Here is a 16,412-nt window from a genome sequence, read left to right on the forward strand (position 1 = left end):
TTGTCGCTCGCGCCAATCTGCGCGAGCCGTGGATTCAATGCAACTGCCCGTTGTTCATGCGCTTCACCGCACCGCTGGCGATGAGTTCGGCAAGGGCCGATACGTCCAGCAAGGCGCACATGTGCTCGATCACCGTGCCGGCTAGCCAGGGACGCTGGACGCGCTGGCTGCGCCATTTTATCTCGCTCGGGTCCAGGCGTATCGAGCGACTCACCTGATGCACCGCCAGGCCCCACTCGTACCCCTGCACCGAAATCACATACTGCAGGCCCCGGCGAAAATCGTCGCGATAACGGTCGGGCATCACCCAACGCGCGGTGTCCAGCACCTTCAGGTTGCCGGCCTGCGAAGGCAGGATGCCGAGGAACCATTCCGGTTGCCCGAACAGCGGCGTCAACTCCTGGTCCACGAGCGGGTAGATCGAGCCCAGGCACACCAACGGCACTGCCAGGGTCAGCCCGGCAACGTCGAACAGCAGGCACTCGAAGGGCTCCTCGGCCCAATCGGGACGCTCGTCGAAATTCAGCGGCGCCGGTACACGCTCGGCACGCTGCTCAAGCTGCAGATCGACCACCGGCTCGACCACGATCACCGGTTCGATCACCGGCGCCTCGATTACCGGCAGCGCCTCGACGACCGCCGCCGGCGGGAGCAGCTCGACGGTCGGCAGTACCAACGGCCAGGGCTCGGCGAAGTCCAGGCGTGCAACCGGCGAAGGTGCACGGGCCGGAGCCACGGCGGGCGCCGGCTGGCGCGCATCGCGGACCTGCTCCTCGAGCACGGCGGCCTGGAACTCGTCGATGGCGACGCTGCTTTCCGGCGCCGTCTCGGGCTCCAACTCGAGCGTGGCTTCCTGCAACAGACCATCCAGGTAGGACTGGAGAGCCAGTTGGGAGCGTGTTGAAGTGGCAGCCGAACGACTCATGAAAAGAATCCGGAGGAATAGGAATAGTCAGTAAAGCCTATCGGCCGCCCTGCCCGCCTACTTGAGCCGTGACGATGAAGAAACCCAGGCATGTCAGGCGACCTGCGCCGCCGCCTGATGCTCGAGCAGATGCTTGAGCAAGGCGCGATAAGCGATGACGCCACGACTCTTGGGGTCGAACTGCGACGGCGTAAGCCCCGCGCGACTGGCATCGCGCAGGCGCGTATCGACCGGAATGTAGGCATGCCACAACTGCTCGGGATAGGCATGGCGCAGCGTGCGCAGCGTCGACATCGACGCCTGCGTCCTGCGGTCGAACAACGTCGGCACGATGGTGTAAGGCAACGCCTGCTTGCGCGAACGGTTGATCATCGCCAGCGTATTCACCATCCGCTCCAGGCCTTTGACGGCGAGGAATTCGGTCTGCACCGGAATGATCAACTGCTGGCTCGCGGCCAGGGCATTGACCATCAACACGCCGAGCAACGGCGGGCTGTCGATGATCGCGTGGTCGAAATCCTGAAAAAGCTGCGCCAATGATTTGGCGATCACCAGACCCAAACCGCCCTTGCTCGGCGATTGCCGCTCCAGTGTCGCCAGTGCGGTGCTCGAGGGCAGCAGGGAAATGCGCTCGTGGCTGGTCTCCAGCAGCAGTTCGCGCGGCAATCCTTGCGGGACCGTGCCCTGATGCAGGAACAGGTCGAAATTGCTGCGATCCAGCGTGTCCGGATCATGCCCGAAGTAGCTGGTCATCGACCCGTGCGGATCGAGGTCGACGACGACCACGCGCTTGCCGGCGTCGGCCAGCAGGCCCGCCAGGGCGACGGATGAGGTGGTCTTGCCGACCCCTCCTTTCTGATTGGCTACTGCCCAAACTCTCATGGCTGATGTCCTCCCGGCGCGGCTTGCACCGCGCCGAGATTGGCGCCGCCCGGTGGCGGCGACGAAGGATTGACGGCTTCACCGATGGAAGCCCGCGCGTCCTGAGTATTAGCAGGTTGCGTGCCAGCCCGCTTGAGGGCCGCATCCGGTTGCGCCTTGCCACTGCCGGAGCCACTGACGCTACGGCGCACATCCAGGTTGCGCGACACCACCAGCACCACCCTGCGATTGCGCGCACGGCCATCCGCGGTGGCATTGTCCGCGACCGGCTGGAACTCGCCGTATCCCACTGCCGCCATCCGCCCGGGCGCCACGCCCTCCATCGCCATCATCCGCACGATGCTGGCGGCGCGCGCCGCCGAAAGCTCCCAGTTGGTGGGGAACTGCGCGGTGCGAATCGGCAGGTTGTCGGTGAAACCTTCGACATGCACGGGGTTTTCGTAGGGCGCCAGGATCTTCGCCACCTTCTCGATGATGGAGAAGGCGGCGTCGTTGGGGATCGCTTCGCCGCTGGGAAACAGCAGGCTCGAATTGAGGGTGATCTCGACCCACAACTCGTTGCCCCGCACGGTCAGCTGCTCGGTCTTCATCAGGTCGCCAAAGGCGTCGCGAACGTCGTTGGCGATGGTTTCCAGGGGATCGGCAGGCCCGCGCTCCGACGATGAGTCGCTGCCCTCGATATCGTCGGTCAGCGAGCGATCGGGCTCGGTGGTGCGCGGGCGTTCGTCGCCGATGGGAATCGCCTTGATGGAGCGGTCCGGCTGATTGAACGCGCCGACCATGCTGTCCGAGAGCACCTTGTACTTGCCCTCGTTGATCGAGGAGATCGAGTACATCACCACGAAAAAGGCAAACAGCAGCGTGATGAAGTCGGCATAGGAAACCAGCCAACGCTCATGATTAGCGTGTTCTTCGGGGCGACGGCGGCGGGCCATGGGTCAATCCATGAAGCCTTGCAGCTTCAGTTCGATGGAGCGCGGGTTTTCGCCTTCGGCGATGGAAAGGATGCCCTCGAGGATCAGCTCGCGGTAGCGCGACTGGCGCATCGCAACCGAGCGCAGCTTGTTGCTTATCGGCAGCAGCAGCAGGTTGGCGAAGCTCACCCCATAGATGGTGGCGACGAACGCCACGGCGATCCCGCTGCCGAGCTGCGCGGGGTCCGCCAGGTTGCCCATGACGTGGATAAGGCCCATCACTGCACCGATGATGCCGATGGTGGGCGCATAGCCGCCGGCGCTCTCGAAGACCTTCGCCGCCTGGATGTCGCGGTCTTCCTGGGTCAGCATGTCGACTTCGAGAATGCCGCGGATCGCCTCCGGCTCGGCGCCGTCGACCAGTAGCTGCAAGCCTTTGCGCGCGTAGGGATCGGGCTCGGCATCGGCGATCGGCTCGAGTCCCAGCAGCCCCTCCTTGCGCGCCGTCATGCTCCAGCCGACCACGCGATCGACGCCGCCGAACAGGTCGATGCTGGGCGGGAAAATGATCCAGCGCGACACCACCAGCGCCCGCTTGAGCACGCTCATCGGGGTCTGCAGGAAGGAAGCGCCCAGCGTGCCGCCCACGACGATCAGCGCGGCCGGGCCGTTGAGCAGCGCACCGATGTGCCCGCCCTCGATGTAGTTGCCACCGACGATAGCCACCAGCGCTAGGACGATCCCGATGAGACTCAGTGCATCCATCAGATGACGGCCTCGGCCAGATGCCTGCCGATGTCATCGAGGCCATAGACGGCGTCGGCCAGGTTGGCTTTGACGATCGCCATCGGCATGCCGTAGATCACGCAGCTGGCTTCGTCCTGCGCCCACACCTGGCTGCCGGCCTGTTTGAGCATTCGCGCGCCTTCGCGACCGTCGGCGCCCATGCCGGTCAGGACCACGGCCAGCACCTTGTCGTTGTAAGAGCGCGCGGCCGAACCGAAGGTGATGTCGACGCACGGCTTGTAGTTGAGGCGCTCATCGCCCGGCAGGATTTTCACCGCGCCACGGCCGTCTACCATCATCTGCTTGCCACCCGGTGCCAACAGCGCCAGGCCGGGGCGCAGCAAGTCGCCATCCGCCGCCTCCTTGACGGATATCCGGCAGAGCTTGTCGAGACGCTCGGCGAAGGCCTTGGTGAAGGCCGCCGGCATGTGCTGAATGAGCACGATCGGCGCGGGGAAGTTGGCGGGAAGCTGGGTCAGGACCCGCTGCAGCGCGACCGGTCCGCCGGTGGAGGTGCCGATGGCCACCAGCTTGTAGGAGCGCCGTTTGGGCGTCGGGCTGCTCGCGCTCGGCGCGGCGGGCGCAGGGTGCGCTGGCGCAGCGGACGAGCGAGCGGATACCGGTGCGGGATGAGGATGTGCCGACGCTGTAGAACCGGGTGCGTGGGAATGCACCGGCGCCTGGGCGAAACTGCCCAGCCGGCGGTTGCTGCGCGAGATGGTGTGGATCTTCTCGCAGAGCATCTGGCGGATCTTCTCGGGGTTGCGCGAGATGTCCTCGAAGTTCTTCGGCAGGTAATCCACGGCGCCGGCGTCGAGCGCATCCAACGTCACCCGTGCGCCTTCGTGAGTCAGCGAGGAGAACATCAGAACGGGCGTCGGGCAACGCTGCATGATCGTCCGCACGGCCGTGATGCCATCCATCATCGGCATCTCGTAATCCATGGTGATCACGTCCGGCTTCAGCGCCAGCGCCTGGTCGATCGCCTCACGGCCGTTCGTCGCTGTGCCGACTACCTGAATGTTCGGGTCCGCCGAGAGTATTTCCGTCACCCTCCTGCGGAAGAAACCGGAATCGTCCACCACCAGGACTTTTACAGCCATAACAACTCCTCATGGGACGGGCCGTGACCCGCCCCGAAATCAGATGCGCCGCGCGTAGCGCTTGAGCATGCTCGGCACGTCGAGGATCAAGGCGATACGTCCGTCACCCGTGATGGTCGCACCGGCCATGCCAGGCGTTCCCTGGAGCATCTTGCCCAGTGGCTTGATCACCACTTCTTCCTGGCCGACCAGCTGATCGACGACGAAGCCGATCCGCTGCGTGCCGACCGACAGGATCACCACGTGCCCCTCGACCTGCTCATCCTGGGCGGCATGCGGAACCAGCCAGCGCTTGAGGTAGAACAGCGGCAGCGCCTTGTCGCGGACGATCACCACTTCCTGGCCGTCGACGACGTTGGTGCGAGACAGGTCGAGGTGGAAGATTTCGTTGACGTTGACCAGCGGGAAGGCGAAGGCCTGGTTCGCCAGCATGACCATCAGCGTCGGCATGATCGCCAGCGTCAACGGCACCTTGATGACGATCTTCGAGCCCTGGCCCTTGGTGGAGAAGACGTTGACCGTGCCGTTGAGCTGGGAAATCTTGGTCTTCACCACGTCCATGCCGACACCGCGGCCGGAGACGTCGGAAATCTCGGTCTTGGTCGAGAAACCGGGGGCGAAGATCAGGTTGTAGCACTCGAGCTCGGTGAGCCGCTCGGAAACGTCCTTGTCCAGCAGGCCTTTCTCGACGGCCTTGGCACGCAGGACGTTGGCGTCCATGCCTTTGCCGTCGTCGGTGATCATCAGCAGGATGTGGTCGCCTTCCTGTTCGGCCGACAACACCACCCGGCCGGTGCGCGGCTTGCCGGCGGCCTCGCGCTCTTCCGGGGTCTCGATGCCGTGGTCGACGGCGTTGCGCACCAGGTGGACCAGCGGATCGGCCAGCGCCTCGACCAGGTTCTTGTCGAGGTCGGTCTCTTCACCGACCAGTTCCAGGTTGATCTCTTTCTTCAGGTTGCGGGCGAGATCGCGAACCAGCCGGGGGAAGCGTCCGAAGACCTTCTTGATCGGCTGCATGCGCGTCTTCATCACCGAGGTCTGCAGGTCGGCGGTAACCACATCCAGGTTGGAGACGGCCTTGGACATGGCTTCGTCGCCGCTGTTGAGACCCAGGCGCACCAGGCGGTTACGCACCAGCACCAGCTCGCCGACCATGTTCATGATTTCGTCGAGCCGCGCGGTATCCACGCGCACCGTGGTTTCCGCCTCGCTGACCGGACCGGCCTTGTCCGGGTGCGATGCGGCCGGAGCAGGAGCAGGAGCGGGAGCGGGAGCGGGAGCGGGCTTGGACGCAGGCTTTTCGGCGGGCTTTTCAGCCGGTTTGGCGGCAGGCGGCGCGGCGGGCGTTGGCGTGGGCTTCGCTGGCGCAGCCGCTACGGGGGCGGACTCCACGGGCGGAACGAACTTGCCCTTGCCGTGCAACTGGTCGAGAAGCGCTTCGAATTCGTCGTCGCTGATGTTGTCGTTCGCGCCGGCGGGCGCGGCCTCTGGCGCAGGCGCAGCGGGTGCGGCATCGACGGGAGGCACGAACTTGCCCTTGCCGTGCAACTGATCCAGCAGGGCTTCGAATTCATCGTCGCTGATGTCGTCGCCCGACGGGGCGGCAGCGGATGCGGCTGCGACAGGCGCGCTCGGCGCGGCGGGCGCAAGGGCGGACACCGGCTTGTCGCCGTGCAGCTGGTCGAGCAGGGCTTCGAATTCGTCGTCGGTGATTTCATCGCTGGCGCTGCCGGCCGGAGCCGGGGCGGGTTCGCCGATCGCGCTGAGCAGCTGCTCGAATTCGCTGTCGGTGATGTCGCCCGAAGGCTCGGCAGCCGGCGCCTCGGCCTGAACCACGGGTTCGACTTGGGCGGCGGGCGCTTCAGGAGGCGCTTCGGCGGGCGCTGCGGCCGAAGCCGGCGCGGCCAGACGAGAAAGCGCGGCGAGCAGTTCGCGCGGCGCCGGCGTCGGCGCGGTTCGCTCGCGCACTTCGGCGAACATCGCGTTCACCGCATCGAGTGCCTGCAGCACCACGTCCATCAGCTCGGCATCCACGCGGCGTTCGCCCTTGCGCAGGATGTCGAAGACGTTCTCGGCGATATGGCAGCACTCCACCAGCTCGTTCAGCTGCAGGAAACCCGCGCCGCCCTTGACGGTGTGAAAACCGCGAAAGATCGCATTGAGCAGGTTCATGTCGTCAGGGCGGCTTTCCAGCTCCACCAACTGCTCCGACAGCTGCTCGAGAATCTCGCCGGCCTCTACCAGGAAGTCCTGGAGGATCTCTTCATCGGCGTCGAAGCTCATTTCCACCTTCCCATAGGATCTGTTGACGTTTCGTCGCGAGCCGCGTTGAGCCGCAGGGACGGGGCGCGTTTTTCGCAGGCCGGCGTCACTCGTCGTTCATCTGGAGCAACCAACTTCTCTCCTCCTTCCTTGCCCTGCGAAAACGCCCAGGTCGTGGCCGTAACCAAAACGTCGACGGGTCCTAGAATCCAAGACTGGATAGCAGATCGTCGACATCGTCCTGACCGGATACGACGTCATCACGCTTATCGGCATGAATCTGCGGACCTTCACCCCGGGAGGACTCTTTTTGTTGTTTTTCTTGCTCGGCACGCAGCCCTTCGTGGTCGTGCTTGATGCCGGCGAAACGATCGACCTGGCTGGCCATGAGCATCAGCTTGAGCAGATTGCTCTCGACTTCGGTGACCAGGGTGGTGACGCGCTTGATCACCTGACCGGTGAGGTCCTGGTAATCCTGCGCCAGAAGAATGTCGTTCAGGTGGCCGGAGAGCTTGGCGCCGTCCCGCTCGCTGCGCGCGAGGAACAGCTCGACACGCTTGGCCAGGTCGCGAAAGGCGTCCGCACCGATTTCGCGGCGCATGAAGCGCTGCCATTCGACGCTAAGGCTCTGAGCCTCGTCGGCCATGCCATTGACCACCGGCGCGCACTCCTCCACCAGATCCATGGTGCGGTTGGCCGCACGCTCGGTCATCGTCACCACGTATGAGAGACGCTCGGTGGCATCGGAGATCTGCGAGACTTCCTGCGCGTGCGGAACACGGGGATCGAGCTGGAAGTTGACGATGGCATTGTGCAGCTCGCGGGTGAGCTTGCCGACTTCCTGGTACAGACCGCGATCGCGGACCTGATTCAGTTGATGGATGATCTGCACCACATCAGCGAAGTTGCCTTTTTCGAGGCTTTCGGTCAGCTGACGGGCGTGGGACTTCAGCGTTGACTCGAAGTCATCGCCCATAGAGATGTTGTCGTGATCCATAGCGCCCTCGAGGCGAACATCAGCCGTTGACCCGCTCGAAGATCTTTTCGATCTTCTCTTTCAGTACCTGGGCCGTGAAGGGTTTGACCACATACCCGTTCACGCCGGCCTGGGCCGCCTCGATGATCTGATCGCGCTTGGCTTCAGCAGTCACCATGAGCACGGGGAGGTGCTTGAGTCGATCATCGGCGCGCACCGCACGCAGCAGATCGATCCCGGACATGTTGGGCATGTTCCAGTCGGTGACCAGGAAGTCGAAGCTGCCGCTATGCAGCATCGGTAATGCCGTGGTGCCGTCGTCGGCCTCCGCGGTATTGGTGAACCCCAGGTCACGCAGGAGGTTCTTGATGATCCGTCTCATCGTGGAGAAGTCGTCCACGATGAGGATTTTCATGTTCTTGTCCAAGTCGACCTCCGTACAATCCCAAACGCCGCCTCGCAGCGCGCGCCTCGCAAGCGTGAAACCGGCTGCCTCAGTGCGCGCGCCATTCGCCCAGACGTGCCCGCAAACGCGCGGCACACTGGCTGTGCAACTGGCTGACGCGCGACTCGCTGACCCCCAGCACCTCGCCGATTTCCTTCAGATTCAGTTCTTCGTCGTAGTACAGCGAAAGAACCAGCCGCTCGCGTTCCGGAAGATTGGCGATGGCGTCGGCCAAGGCCCCCTGGAAGCGGTCATCCTCCAGATCGCGGGCGGGTTCGTAATGGGTGAAGCTACCGTCCTCGTGCAGGCCCGAACCGTGCTCGCCTTCCTGCAAGAGGTCGTCGAAGCTGAACAGGCGGCTGCCCTGAGTGTCGCTCAGGATGCCGTAGTACTCTTCAAGACTCAATTTAAGTTCGGCCGCAACCTCTTGATCTTTAGCGTCTCTGCCCGTTCTCGCCTCGACGGCGCGGATGGCGTCGCTGACCATGCGGCTGTTGCGATGCACGGAACGCGGAGCCCAGTCGCCCTTGCGCACCTCGTCGAGCATCGCCCCACGGATACGGATTCCGGCGTAGGTCTCGAAACTGGCGCCCTTGCCCGAGTCGTACTTCTTGGCAGCCTCGAGCAGGCCGATCATTCCGGCCTGCATCAGGTCCTCCACCTGCACGCTGGCCGGAAGCCGGGCCAACAGGTGGTAGGCGATCCGCTTGACCAACGGTGCATAACGCTCGATGAGCTGAGTTTGCGAGTCCTTCGCCTGCGATTTGCTGTACATACGAAGTCCACTGGCGGCTGTCATACGGGTGAGTCTGCGGTAGTCGGTTTAACCAGACGCTCGACGAAAAACTCGAGGTGACCGCGCGGGTTGGCCGGCAACGGCCAGGTGTCGACTTTCTGCGCGATCGCCTTGAACGCCAGCGCACACTTGGAGCGCGGAAAAGCTTCATAGACGGCGCGCTGCTTCTGTACGGCTTTGCGCACCGACTCGTCGTAAGGCACGGCACCCACGTACTGCAGGGCGACGTCGAGGAAGCGGTCGGTGACCTTGGTGAGCTTAGCAAACAGATTGCGACCTTCCTGGGGGCTGTGCGCCATATTCGCCAGCACCCGGAAACGGTTCATGCCGTAGTCGCGGTTGAGCAGTTTGATCAGCGCGTAGGCGTCGGTGATCGAGGTGGGTTCGTCGCAGACCACCACCAGCACTTCCTGAGCGGCGCGGACGAAGCTGACCACGCCGTCGCCGATCCCGGCCGCGGTGTCGATGACCAGCACGTCGATGTTGTCGCTGATGTCGCTGAATGCCTGGATCAGACCGGCGTGCTGCATCGGCGTCAGCTGCACCATGCTCTGGGTGCCGGAAGCGGCCGGAACGATGCGCACGCCGCCCGGACCTTGCAGCAGCACGTCACGCAGGTCGCAGTGACCGTCGATGACATCGGCCAGGGTGCGCTTCGGCGACAGGCCGAGGAGCACGTCGACGTTGGCCAGACCCAGGTCGGCGTCGAGCAGCATCACCCGCCGACCGAGGTCGGCCAGGGCCAGCGACAGGTTGACGGACACGTTGGTCTTGCCAACGCCGCCCTTCCCACCGGTCACTGCGATCACTTGAACTGGATGCAAACTAGCCATTTCTCTCACACCTTGTCTGCGACTGAGGCAGGCAACTGTCTCTCGACGGTCAATTAGCCGACGCGACGCGCCGAGTTGTTGTAGAGGCCGGCGAACATGTCGGCCATTGCATCTTCACTGGGTTCTTCCGGCGCCTGCAGGGCGACGGCACGGCTCACCAGCTGATGACTGCGCGGAACGTGCAGATCATCCGGGATTCGCGGGCCATCGGCCAGATAGGCTACCGGCAGACGCTGGCTGATAGCCAGCCCGAGCACTTCGCCCAGACTGGCCGCCTCGTCCAGCTTGGTCAGCATGCAACCGACCAGGCCGCAGCGCTTGTAGCTATGATACGCGGCCTTGAGCACCTGGCTCTGGCTGGTGGCCGCCATGACCAGGTAATTCTTCGACTTCAGGCCTCGGCTGGCGAGCGCTTCGAGCTGCATGCGCAGGGCCGGGTCGTTGTTCGGCAGGCCGGCGGTGTCGATCAGGATCACGCGCTTCTTCGCCAACGGGGCCACGGCCTGGGTCAGCGAGCTGCCCGGATCGACCTGGGTCACCGAGACGTTGAGGATGCGGCCGAGGGTCTTGAGCTGCTCCTGGGCACCGATGCGGTAGCTGTCCATGCTCACCAGCGCGACGTGCTGGGCGCCGTACTTGAGCACGTAGCGCGCCGCCATCTTCGCCAGGGTGGTGGTCTTGCCCATGCCGGCCGGGCCGACCAGAGCGATCACGCCGCCCTCTTCCAGCGGCTCCTGGGCCGGGGTCTTGATCGCGTGGGCCAGGTAGGCGAGAACCATGCGCCAGGCCTGACGCGGCTCCTGCACCTGGCCGACCTTGTCCAGTAGCGCGCGGGCGATTTCCGCCGGCAGGCCGAGGCGTTGCAGACGGCGCCAGAGGTTGGCCTGCTGCGGACGCTGACTCTGCATCTGGGTCCAGGCGAAGGAGCCGAGCTGCACTTCGATCAGTTCACGCAGGCCGTTGAGTTCGTGGCGCATGGCATCCAGCGCACGCGAATCGCCGGCCGGAGCCGCGGCGGCGACGGCGGCCGGCTGTGCCGGAGCCTGCGGACGCGCGGTGACCTTGGAGGTCGGCAGCTCGGGGGCAACCAGCGGTTCGTTGGCGAACAGCTGGCGGTCCTTGACCACTTCGCCAGCGGCGCGCACGGCCAGTTCGGCGTGGGCCGACGCGATCTTCGCCTGGGTCTTGCGCAGCTCGGCCTCAAGCTCGGCGTTCGGCTGGCGAACCGGCTCGGACGGCATCTGGTAGTCGAGCGCGGCAGTCAGCTCCACGCCGCCGGCAACCCGGCGGTTGGCGATGATCGCGGCATCCGCCCCGAGCTCATCACGAACCAGCTTCATGGCTTGACGCATGTCGGCGGCGAAGAAGCGTTTCACTTGCATGGCCTGTTAACCTCAGTTTTGTCCCACGGTGGCGACGATGGTGACCTGCTTGTTGTCCGGGATTTCCTGGTAGGCCAGTACGTGCATGTTTGGCACGGCCAGTCGAGCAAACCGCGAGAGCATCGCCCGGATCGGACCGGCCACCAGCAGGATCGCCGGCTTGCCCATCATCTCCTGACGCTGCGCCGCTTCCACCAGGGAACGCTGCAGCTTCTCGGCCATGCCAGGTTCGAGGAGGATGCCATCCTCAGAGCCCTGACCAGCCTTGTGAAGACTATTGAGCAATATCTGTTCCAACCTTGGGTCGAGCGTGATGACAGGCATCTCCGGCTCTAGTCCCACAACGGTTTGCACGATTGAGCGGGCCAGCGCGACGCGTACCGCTGCAACCATGGCGGCGGGATCTTGACTCTTCGCAGCGACGTTCGCGATGGCTTCGGCGATGGTGCGGATGTCGCGTACCGGAACCTGTTCGTTGAGCAGCGCCTGCAGCACCTTGAGCAGCGTGGACAGCGAAATCATCCCCGGCACCAGCTCTTCGGCTAGCTTCGGCGAGCTCTTCGCTAGCAGTTGCAGCAGTTGCTGGACTTCTTCGTGACCGAGCAGCTCGTGGGCGTGCTTGTTCAGCACCTGGTTGAGGTGCGTGGCGACCACGGTGCTGGCGTCGACCACGGTGTAGCCAAGCGATTGCGCCTGGTCGCGCTGGCTGGGGTCGATCCAGACCGCCTCCAGGCCGAACGCCGGATCTTTGGCGGCGATGCCGTTGAGGCTGCCGAATACCTGGCCGGGGTTGATCGCCAGTTCGCGATCGGGATAGATCTCCGCCTCGGCGACGCTGACGCCCATCAGCGTCAAACGATAGGCGTTGGGCAGCAGGTCGAGATTGTCGCGGATGTGCACGGACGGCATGAGGAAGCCCATCTCCTGAGAGAGCTTCTTGCGTACCCCCTTGATCCGCGCCAGCAGCTGTCCACCCTGATTGCGGTCGACCAGCGGGATCAGCCGATAGCCCACCTCCAGGCCGACCATGTCCACCGGGGTGACGTCATCCCAGCCGAGCTCCTTGGTTTCCTGCGCGCGCTGGGCGGGGATCAGCTCCTGCTGGCGGGCGGCTTCCTGGACCTCGGCTTCCTTGGCCTTGTTGGCCTTGTTCCAGATCATGTAGGCGCCACCCGCGGCGATCAGGCCCAGGCCGATGAAGGGTACGTGCGGCATGCCGGGAACCAGGCCCATGGAGACCATGATCAGCGCCGATACGGCCAGTGCCTTGGGCGAGGTGAACATCTGCCGGTTGACCTGCTGGCCCATGTCCTCGGAACTGGACACGCGGGTCACCATGATCGCGGCGGCGGTCGACAGCAGCAGCGACGGAATCTGCGCGACCAGGCCGTCACCGATGGTCAGCAGTGCGTAGATGCGGCCGGCATCGCCGAACGACAGGTCGTGCTGGAGGATGCCGATGCCCATGCCGCCGATGAGGTTGATGAAGAGGATCAGCAGGCCGGCGACGGCGTCACCGCGGACGAATTTACTGGCACCGTCCATCGAACCGTAGAAGTCGGCTTCCTGGCCCACTTCCTGGCGGCGCAGCTTAGCTTGCGCCTGGTCGATGATGCCGGCGTTGAGGTCGGCGTCGATGGCCATCTGTTTGCCCGGCATGGCGTCGAGGGTGAAGCGCGCGCTCACCTCGGAAATACGCCCGGCACCCTTGGTGACCACCACGAAGTTGATGATCATCAGGATCGCGAACACGACCACGCCGACCACGTAGTTGCCGCCGACGACCACGTCGCCGAAGGCCTGGATCACCTTGCCCGCGGCGTGGTGACCTTCCTGGCCATGAAGCAGCACGACGCGGCTGGAGGCCACGTTCAACGCCAGGCGCAGCAACGTGGAGACCAGCAGGATGGTCGGGAACACCGCGAAATCCAGCGGCCGCAACGCGTACACGCTGACCAGCAGAACGACGATCGACAGGGCGATGTTGAAGGTGAAAAACACATCCAGCAGGAAGGCAGGCACCGGCAGGATCATCATGCCGAGCATCACCAGTACCAGCAGCGGCACCCCGAGGTTGCCACGGCCGGCGCCGATCGCATTCATTCGCATGTTGTTGAACAGCTGAGTGCGTTCCACCCGATTCTCCTAGCCCGATCCAAACAATCTTTTGACGCCAGTGGGCGTGCGCCAATGCCAGTGCAAGAGCCCGGCCAACTTGGAGAACCCCATGAGGATCAATGGCTTGCGGTAGGCGCGAGCCATTGGCGGGCGCTACGGAGAACCGCGCTGGCGGCGGGGAGTCAGAACACTGTCGGCGGGCAACGACGCGCGCCGCAGGTTGCGAGGAGCCACTTCATGAAGAACTGGATGATCGCCGCACTCGTAGGCGGCTGCGCACTCAGCGCCCAGGCGGAAAGCCTTTCGATTCCGATGAACATCGTCAGCGCCAACGGCATCGGAGAAAAAGTCGGCACGGTAAGCGTCGAGGAAACCCCGTATGGCCTGGTATTCACGCCGCAACTGGCGGGCCTGGCGCAAGGCATTCACGGCTTTCACATTCACGCCAAGGCAAGTTGCGACGCCGCCCTGAAGGATGGCAAGCCCTCCGCGGCAGAAGCCGCCGGCGGCCATTGGGACCCGAAGGAAACCGGCAAGCACGGCGCGCCCTGGGGCGATGGCCACCTAGGCGACCTCCCTGCCCTGCTGGTGACCGCCGACGGCAAGGCGATGCAGCCGGTGCTCGCCCCCCGCCTGAAGAGCCTCGCGGAGATCAAGGGTCACGCATTGATGATTCACCAGGCCGGAGACAACCACTCCGACCATCCGCAGCCACTGGGCGGTGGCGGCGCGAGAATGGCCTGCGGGGTCATCCAGTAACGCAATGAAACGCGGGAGCGGACGTCGTCACTCGTCGCGACGCAGATCCGGCGGGATCGGCAGATCGGGCAACGGCGTGGGCCGCTTGCCCTTGCCGGAGCGGAACTGCTTGAGCTGGTAGACGTAAGCCAGCACCTGCGCGACTGCCAGGTACAGGCCCGCCGGGATTTCCTGATCGACTTCGGTGGAGTAGTACACCGAGCGCGCCAGCGCCGGTGACTCCATCAGCAGCACCTTGTGCTCCTGGGCGATCTCGCGAATCTTCAGCGCGAGGAAGTCGCCGCCCTTGGCCAGTACGACCGGCGCCGTACCCTTGGTCGGGTCGTATTTCAGGGCGACTGCGAAGTGAGTCGGGTTGGTGATCACCACGTCGGCCTCCGGCACCGCCTGCATCATCCGCCGCTCGGCCATCTGCCGCTGCATCTGGCGAATCTTGCCCTTGACCTCGGGCTTGCCCTCGCTGTCCTTGTACTCGTCCTTGACCTCCTGCTTGGTCATCATCAGCTTCTGCCTGTTGTCCCAGAGCTGGAACGGTACATCCACCGCCGCGATCAGGATCAGCCCGGAAGCCATCCACAAGGCGCTGTTGCCAAGCACCTTGACCGCATGGCCAAGCGCCGCTTCCAGCGGCTGGCCGGACAGCGCCAGAAGGTCGTCGCGATCGTTGGACAGCACCACCAGGCCGACCATGAGGGTGATGCTGAACTTGGCCAGCGCCTTGACCAGCTCGATCACCGACTTCTTGGAAAACATCCGCGCCAGGCCGGGACCGGGATTCAGCCGGCTGAACTTGGGCACCATGGTCTTGGTGGAAAACATCCAGCCGCCGAGCGCGATGTTGCCGACGATGGAGGCCGCCAGCAGCACCGCCAGGATCGGCGCCAGCGCCTTGATCGCCATGCTGCCCGCCTTGAGCAGCAGCAGCGCCATGCTGCCGGTGTCCATCAGCGTGTCGCGGTTGATGCTCAAGCAACCGCGCATGAGGTCGACCAGTGCGCTGGCCAGATCGCCGCCGTAGATCATCACCGCGATCACCCCTGACATCACCACCACCAGCGTGCTCAGCTCCCGGGAGCGGGCGATCTGCCCCTCTTCCCGCGATTCGCGCAGGCGTTTCTCGGTGGGTTCCTCGCTTTTGTCGGCACCGCTCTCGCTTTCAGCCATCGCTTACCTCGCCTGCGCCAGATCGCGCAGCATCGCCAGGGCCACGCTGGAGAGATTCTGGTACTGATTGAGGGTATCGGCCATGCCGATCCAGACCACCACCAGGCCGAAGGTCAAGGTCAGCGGAAAGCCGACGGAGAAGATGTTCAGCTGCGGCGCGGCGCGGGTCATCACACCGAACGCCAGGTTCACCACCAGCAGCGCAGTCACCACCGGCAGGGAAATCAGCAGCCCGGCGCCGAGCACCCAACTGAGCTTGCCGACCAGTTCCCAGTAGTGCCCGACCAGCATTCCGCTGCCCACCGGCAGCGTCACGAAGCTCTCGGTGATCACCTCGAACACCACCAGATGACCGTTCATGGCGAGAAACAGCAGCGTGGTGAGCATCGTCAGCAGCTGGCCCAGCACCGGCACAGAAATCCCGTTGGCGGGATCGACCATCGCGGCGAAACCGATACCCATCTGGATGGAGAGGATCTGGCCAATCACCGTGTACACATGGAAGAACAGCTGCAGCATGAAGCCGAACATCGCGCCGATCAGCACTTCCTGGGCGATCAGCAGTAGCGAGCGCAGGTTGAGCGCATCGACCTCCGGCATCGGCGGCAGGGTCGGCACTATGACCACGGTGATCGCCAGCGCCAGATACAGCCGCACCCGGGTCGGGACCAGCTGGGTGCCGAAGATCGGCATCACCATCAGCAGCGAGGAAATCCGGAACAGCGGCAGCAGGAAACTGGAGATCCAGCCGCCGATCTGACCGTTGGAAAGCTCGAGCATCGCTAGCCGATCACCAGCGGAATGTTCTGGATCAGCGTCGTGGTGTATTCCATCAGTTGCCGGACCATCCAGGGCCCGCCGACGATCAGCGTCAGCAGCATCACCAGCAGGCGTGGCAGGAAGCTCAAGGTCTGTTCGTTGATCTGCGTCGCCGCCTGGAACATGGCGACGACGAGGCCCACCAGCAGGCTCGGCAGCACCAGGATGCCGACCATCACCGTGATCATCCACAGCGCTTCGCGAAAGATGTCCACCGCCACTTCGGGTGTCATGTGTGCCTCCTGGCC

The 16,412-nt window shown here is 64.3% G+C and carries 16 protein-coding genes; 1 reads left to right on the top strand and 15 read right to left on the bottom strand.

From position 1 onward, the window contains the following. Positions 1 to 34: 34 nt before the first annotated feature. From B2X67_RS04060 to flhA, 12 genes are all read right to left on the bottom strand, one after another. Positions 35 to 925 (bottom strand): CheW domain-containing protein, encoded by an 891-nt coding sequence (locus B2X67_RS04060; protein ID WP_286784696.1) that lies wholly within the window; start codon positions 923 to 925, stop codon positions 35 to 37. 93 nt (positions 926 to 1,018) lie between these two features. Then, complete coding sequence (locus B2X67_RS04065; protein WP_286784697.1) at positions 1,019 to 1,807, bottom strand: ParA family protein; 789 nt, start codon at positions 1,805 to 1,807, stop codon at positions 1,019 to 1,021. Next, positions 1,804 to 2,742: a flagellar motor protein MotD gene (gene motD / locus B2X67_RS04070; RefSeq protein ID WP_286784698.1), complete on the bottom strand. Its 939-nt coding sequence runs from the start codon at positions 2,740 to 2,742 to the stop codon at positions 1,804 to 1,806. Before motD ends, B2X67_RS04065 begins: the two co-directional genes overlap by 4 nt. A gap of 3 nt (positions 2,743 to 2,745) precedes the next feature. Then, positions 2,746 to 3,486: a flagellar motor protein gene (locus tag B2X67_RS04075; RefSeq protein ID WP_090229528.1), complete on the bottom strand. Its 741-nt coding sequence runs from the start codon at positions 3,484 to 3,486 to the stop codon at positions 2,746 to 2,748. Then, positions 3,486 to 4,610: a protein-glutamate methylesterase/protein-glutamine glutaminase gene (locus B2X67_RS04080; protein WP_273229288.1), complete on the bottom strand. Its 1,125-nt coding sequence runs from the start codon at positions 4,608 to 4,610 to the stop codon at positions 3,486 to 3,488. Before B2X67_RS04080 ends, B2X67_RS04075 begins: the two co-directional genes overlap by 1 nt. A gap of 39 nt (positions 4,611 to 4,649) precedes the next feature. Next, entirely contained in the window at positions 4,650 to 6,893 is a 2,244-nt protein-coding gene (locus tag B2X67_RS04085; RefSeq protein WP_286784699.1) for a chemotaxis protein CheA, read from the bottom strand. Between the two features lie 181 nt (positions 6,894 to 7,074). Continuing rightward, a complete protein-coding gene (locus B2X67_RS04090) occupies positions 7,075 to 7,869 on the bottom strand; it encodes a protein phosphatase CheZ (RefSeq protein WP_090229536.1) in 795 nt (264 codons plus the stop codon). Between the two features lie 19 nt (positions 7,870 to 7,888). Beyond that, positions 7,889 to 8,263 carry a chemotaxis response regulator CheY gene (locus B2X67_RS04095; protein WP_175534363.1) on the bottom strand — a complete coding sequence of 125 codons (375 nt, stop codon included), beginning with the start codon at positions 8,261 to 8,263 and terminating at the stop codon, positions 7,889 to 7,891. Between the two features lie 79 nt (positions 8,264 to 8,342). Then, a complete protein-coding gene (fliA, locus tag B2X67_RS04100) occupies positions 8,343 to 9,092 on the bottom strand; it encodes an RNA polymerase sigma factor FliA (RefSeq protein WP_273229290.1) in 750 nt (249 codons plus the stop codon). Continuing rightward, a complete protein-coding gene (gene fleN / locus B2X67_RS04105; RefSeq protein WP_090229545.1) occupies positions 9,089 to 9,922 on the bottom strand; it encodes a flagellar synthesis regulator FleN in 834 nt (277 codons plus the stop codon). The genes fliA and fleN overlap by 4 nt, the downstream gene beginning before the upstream one ends. A 53-nt stretch (positions 9,923 to 9,975) precedes the next feature. Further along, on the bottom strand, positions 9,976 to 11,304 hold the full coding sequence (flhF, locus tag B2X67_RS04110; protein ID WP_286784700.1) for a flagellar biosynthesis protein FlhF: 1,329 nt from the start codon (positions 11,302 to 11,304) through the stop codon (positions 9,976 to 9,978). Positions 11,305 to 11,316: 12 nt separating this feature from the next. Then, on the bottom strand, positions 11,317 to 13,440 hold the full coding sequence (gene flhA / locus B2X67_RS04115; protein WP_273229292.1) for a flagellar biosynthesis protein FlhA: 2,124 nt from the start codon (positions 13,438 to 13,440) through the stop codon (positions 11,317 to 11,319). 219 nt (positions 13,441 to 13,659) lie between these two features. Here flhA and sodC point away from each other — a divergent pair, with 219 nt between their 5' ends. Further along, the gene (sodC, locus tag B2X67_RS04120) at positions 13,660 to 14,181 is read left to right on the top strand and encodes a superoxide dismutase [Cu-Zn] SodC (protein ID WP_286784701.1); all 522 of its coding nucleotides are present in this window, start codon (positions 13,660 to 13,662) and stop codon (positions 14,179 to 14,181) included. A gap of 27 nt (positions 14,182 to 14,208) precedes the next feature. On the opposite strand, the gene flhB is transcribed toward sodC, so the two are convergent. The 3 genes from flhB to fliQ are packed head-to-tail and all read right to left on the bottom strand — an operon-like array spanning position 14,209 to position 16,397. Beyond that, entirely contained in the window at positions 14,209 to 15,345 is a 1,137-nt protein-coding gene (gene flhB, locus B2X67_RS04125) for a flagellar biosynthesis protein FlhB (RefSeq protein WP_286784702.1), read from the bottom strand. 3 nt (positions 15,346 to 15,348) lie between these two features. Beyond that, positions 15,349 to 16,125 (bottom strand): flagellar biosynthetic protein FliR, encoded by a 777-nt coding sequence (fliR, locus tag B2X67_RS04130; RefSeq protein WP_090229558.1) that lies wholly within the window; start codon positions 16,123 to 16,125, stop codon positions 15,349 to 15,351. A 2-nt stretch (positions 16,126 to 16,127) separates the two neighbouring features. Next, positions 16,128 to 16,397, bottom strand: a complete 270-nt coding sequence (fliQ, locus tag B2X67_RS04135; protein ID WP_090229560.1) for a flagellar biosynthesis protein FliQ — start codon at positions 16,395 to 16,397, stop codon at positions 16,128 to 16,130. Positions 16,398 to 16,412: the final 15 nt, after the last annotated feature.

It is taken from the genome of Pseudomonas sp. UBA3153 (genome assembly GCF_002364635.1).
Classification (GTDB): Bacteria; Pseudomonadota; Gammaproteobacteria; order Pseudomonadales; family Pseudomonadaceae; genus Pseudomonas_O; species Pseudomonas_O kuykendallii.

Excerpts from the sequence above, each read along its gene's own strand:
- B2X67_RS04065 (WP_286784697.1), bottom strand. The coding sequence starts at position 1,807 with ATGAGAGTTTGGGCAGTAGCCAATCAGAAAGGAGGGGTCGGCAAGACC.
- motD (WP_286784698.1), bottom strand. The coding sequence starts at position 2,742 with ATGGCCCGCCGCCGTCGCCCCGAAGAACACGCTAATCATGAGCGTTGG.
- B2X67_RS04080 (WP_273229288.1), bottom strand. The coding sequence starts at position 4,610 with ATGGCTGTAAAAGTCCTGGTGGTGGACGATTCCGGTTTCTTCCGCAGG.
- flhF (WP_286784700.1), bottom strand. The coding sequence starts at position 11,304 with ATGCAAGTGAAACGCTTCTTCGCCGCCGACATGCGTCAAGCCATGAAG.
- B2X67_RS04095 (WP_175534363.1), bottom strand. The coding sequence starts at position 8,263 with ATGAAAATCCTCATCGTGGACGACTTCTCCACGATGAGACGGATCATC.
- sodC (WP_286784701.1), top strand. The coding sequence starts at position 13,660 with ATGAAGAACTGGATGATCGCCGCACTCGTAGGCGGCTGCGCACTCAGC.
- fliQ (WP_090229560.1), bottom strand. The coding sequence starts at position 16,397 with ATGACACCCGAAGTGGCGGTGGACATCTTTCGCGAAGCGCTGTGGATG.
- B2X67_RS04085 (WP_286784699.1), bottom strand. The coding sequence starts at position 6,893 with ATGAGCTTCGACGCCGATGAAGAGATCCTCCAGGACTTCCTGGTAGAG.
- B2X67_RS04075 (WP_090229528.1), bottom strand. The coding sequence starts at position 3,486 with ATGGATGCACTGAGTCTCATCGGGATCGTCCTAGCGCTGGTGGCTATC.
- B2X67_RS04060 (WP_286784696.1), bottom strand. The coding sequence starts at position 925 with ATGAGTCGTTCGGCTGCCACTTCAACACGCTCCCAACTGGCTCTCCAG.
- B2X67_RS04090 (WP_090229536.1), bottom strand. The coding sequence starts at position 7,869 with ATGGATCACGACAACATCTCTATGGGCGATGACTTCGAGTCAACGCTG.
- fleN (WP_090229545.1), bottom strand. The coding sequence starts at position 9,922 with ATGGCTAGTTTGCATCCAGTTCAAGTGATCGCAGTGACCGGTGGGAAG.
- fliA (WP_273229290.1), bottom strand. The coding sequence starts at position 9,092 with ATGACAGCCGCCAGTGGACTTCGTATGTACAGCAAATCGCAGGCGAAG.
- fliR (WP_090229558.1), bottom strand. The coding sequence starts at position 16,125 with ATGCTCGAGCTTTCCAACGGTCAGATCGGCGGCTGGATCTCCAGTTTC.
- flhB (WP_286784702.1), bottom strand. The coding sequence starts at position 15,345 with ATGGCTGAAAGCGAGAGCGGTGCCGACAAAAGCGAGGAACCCACCGAG.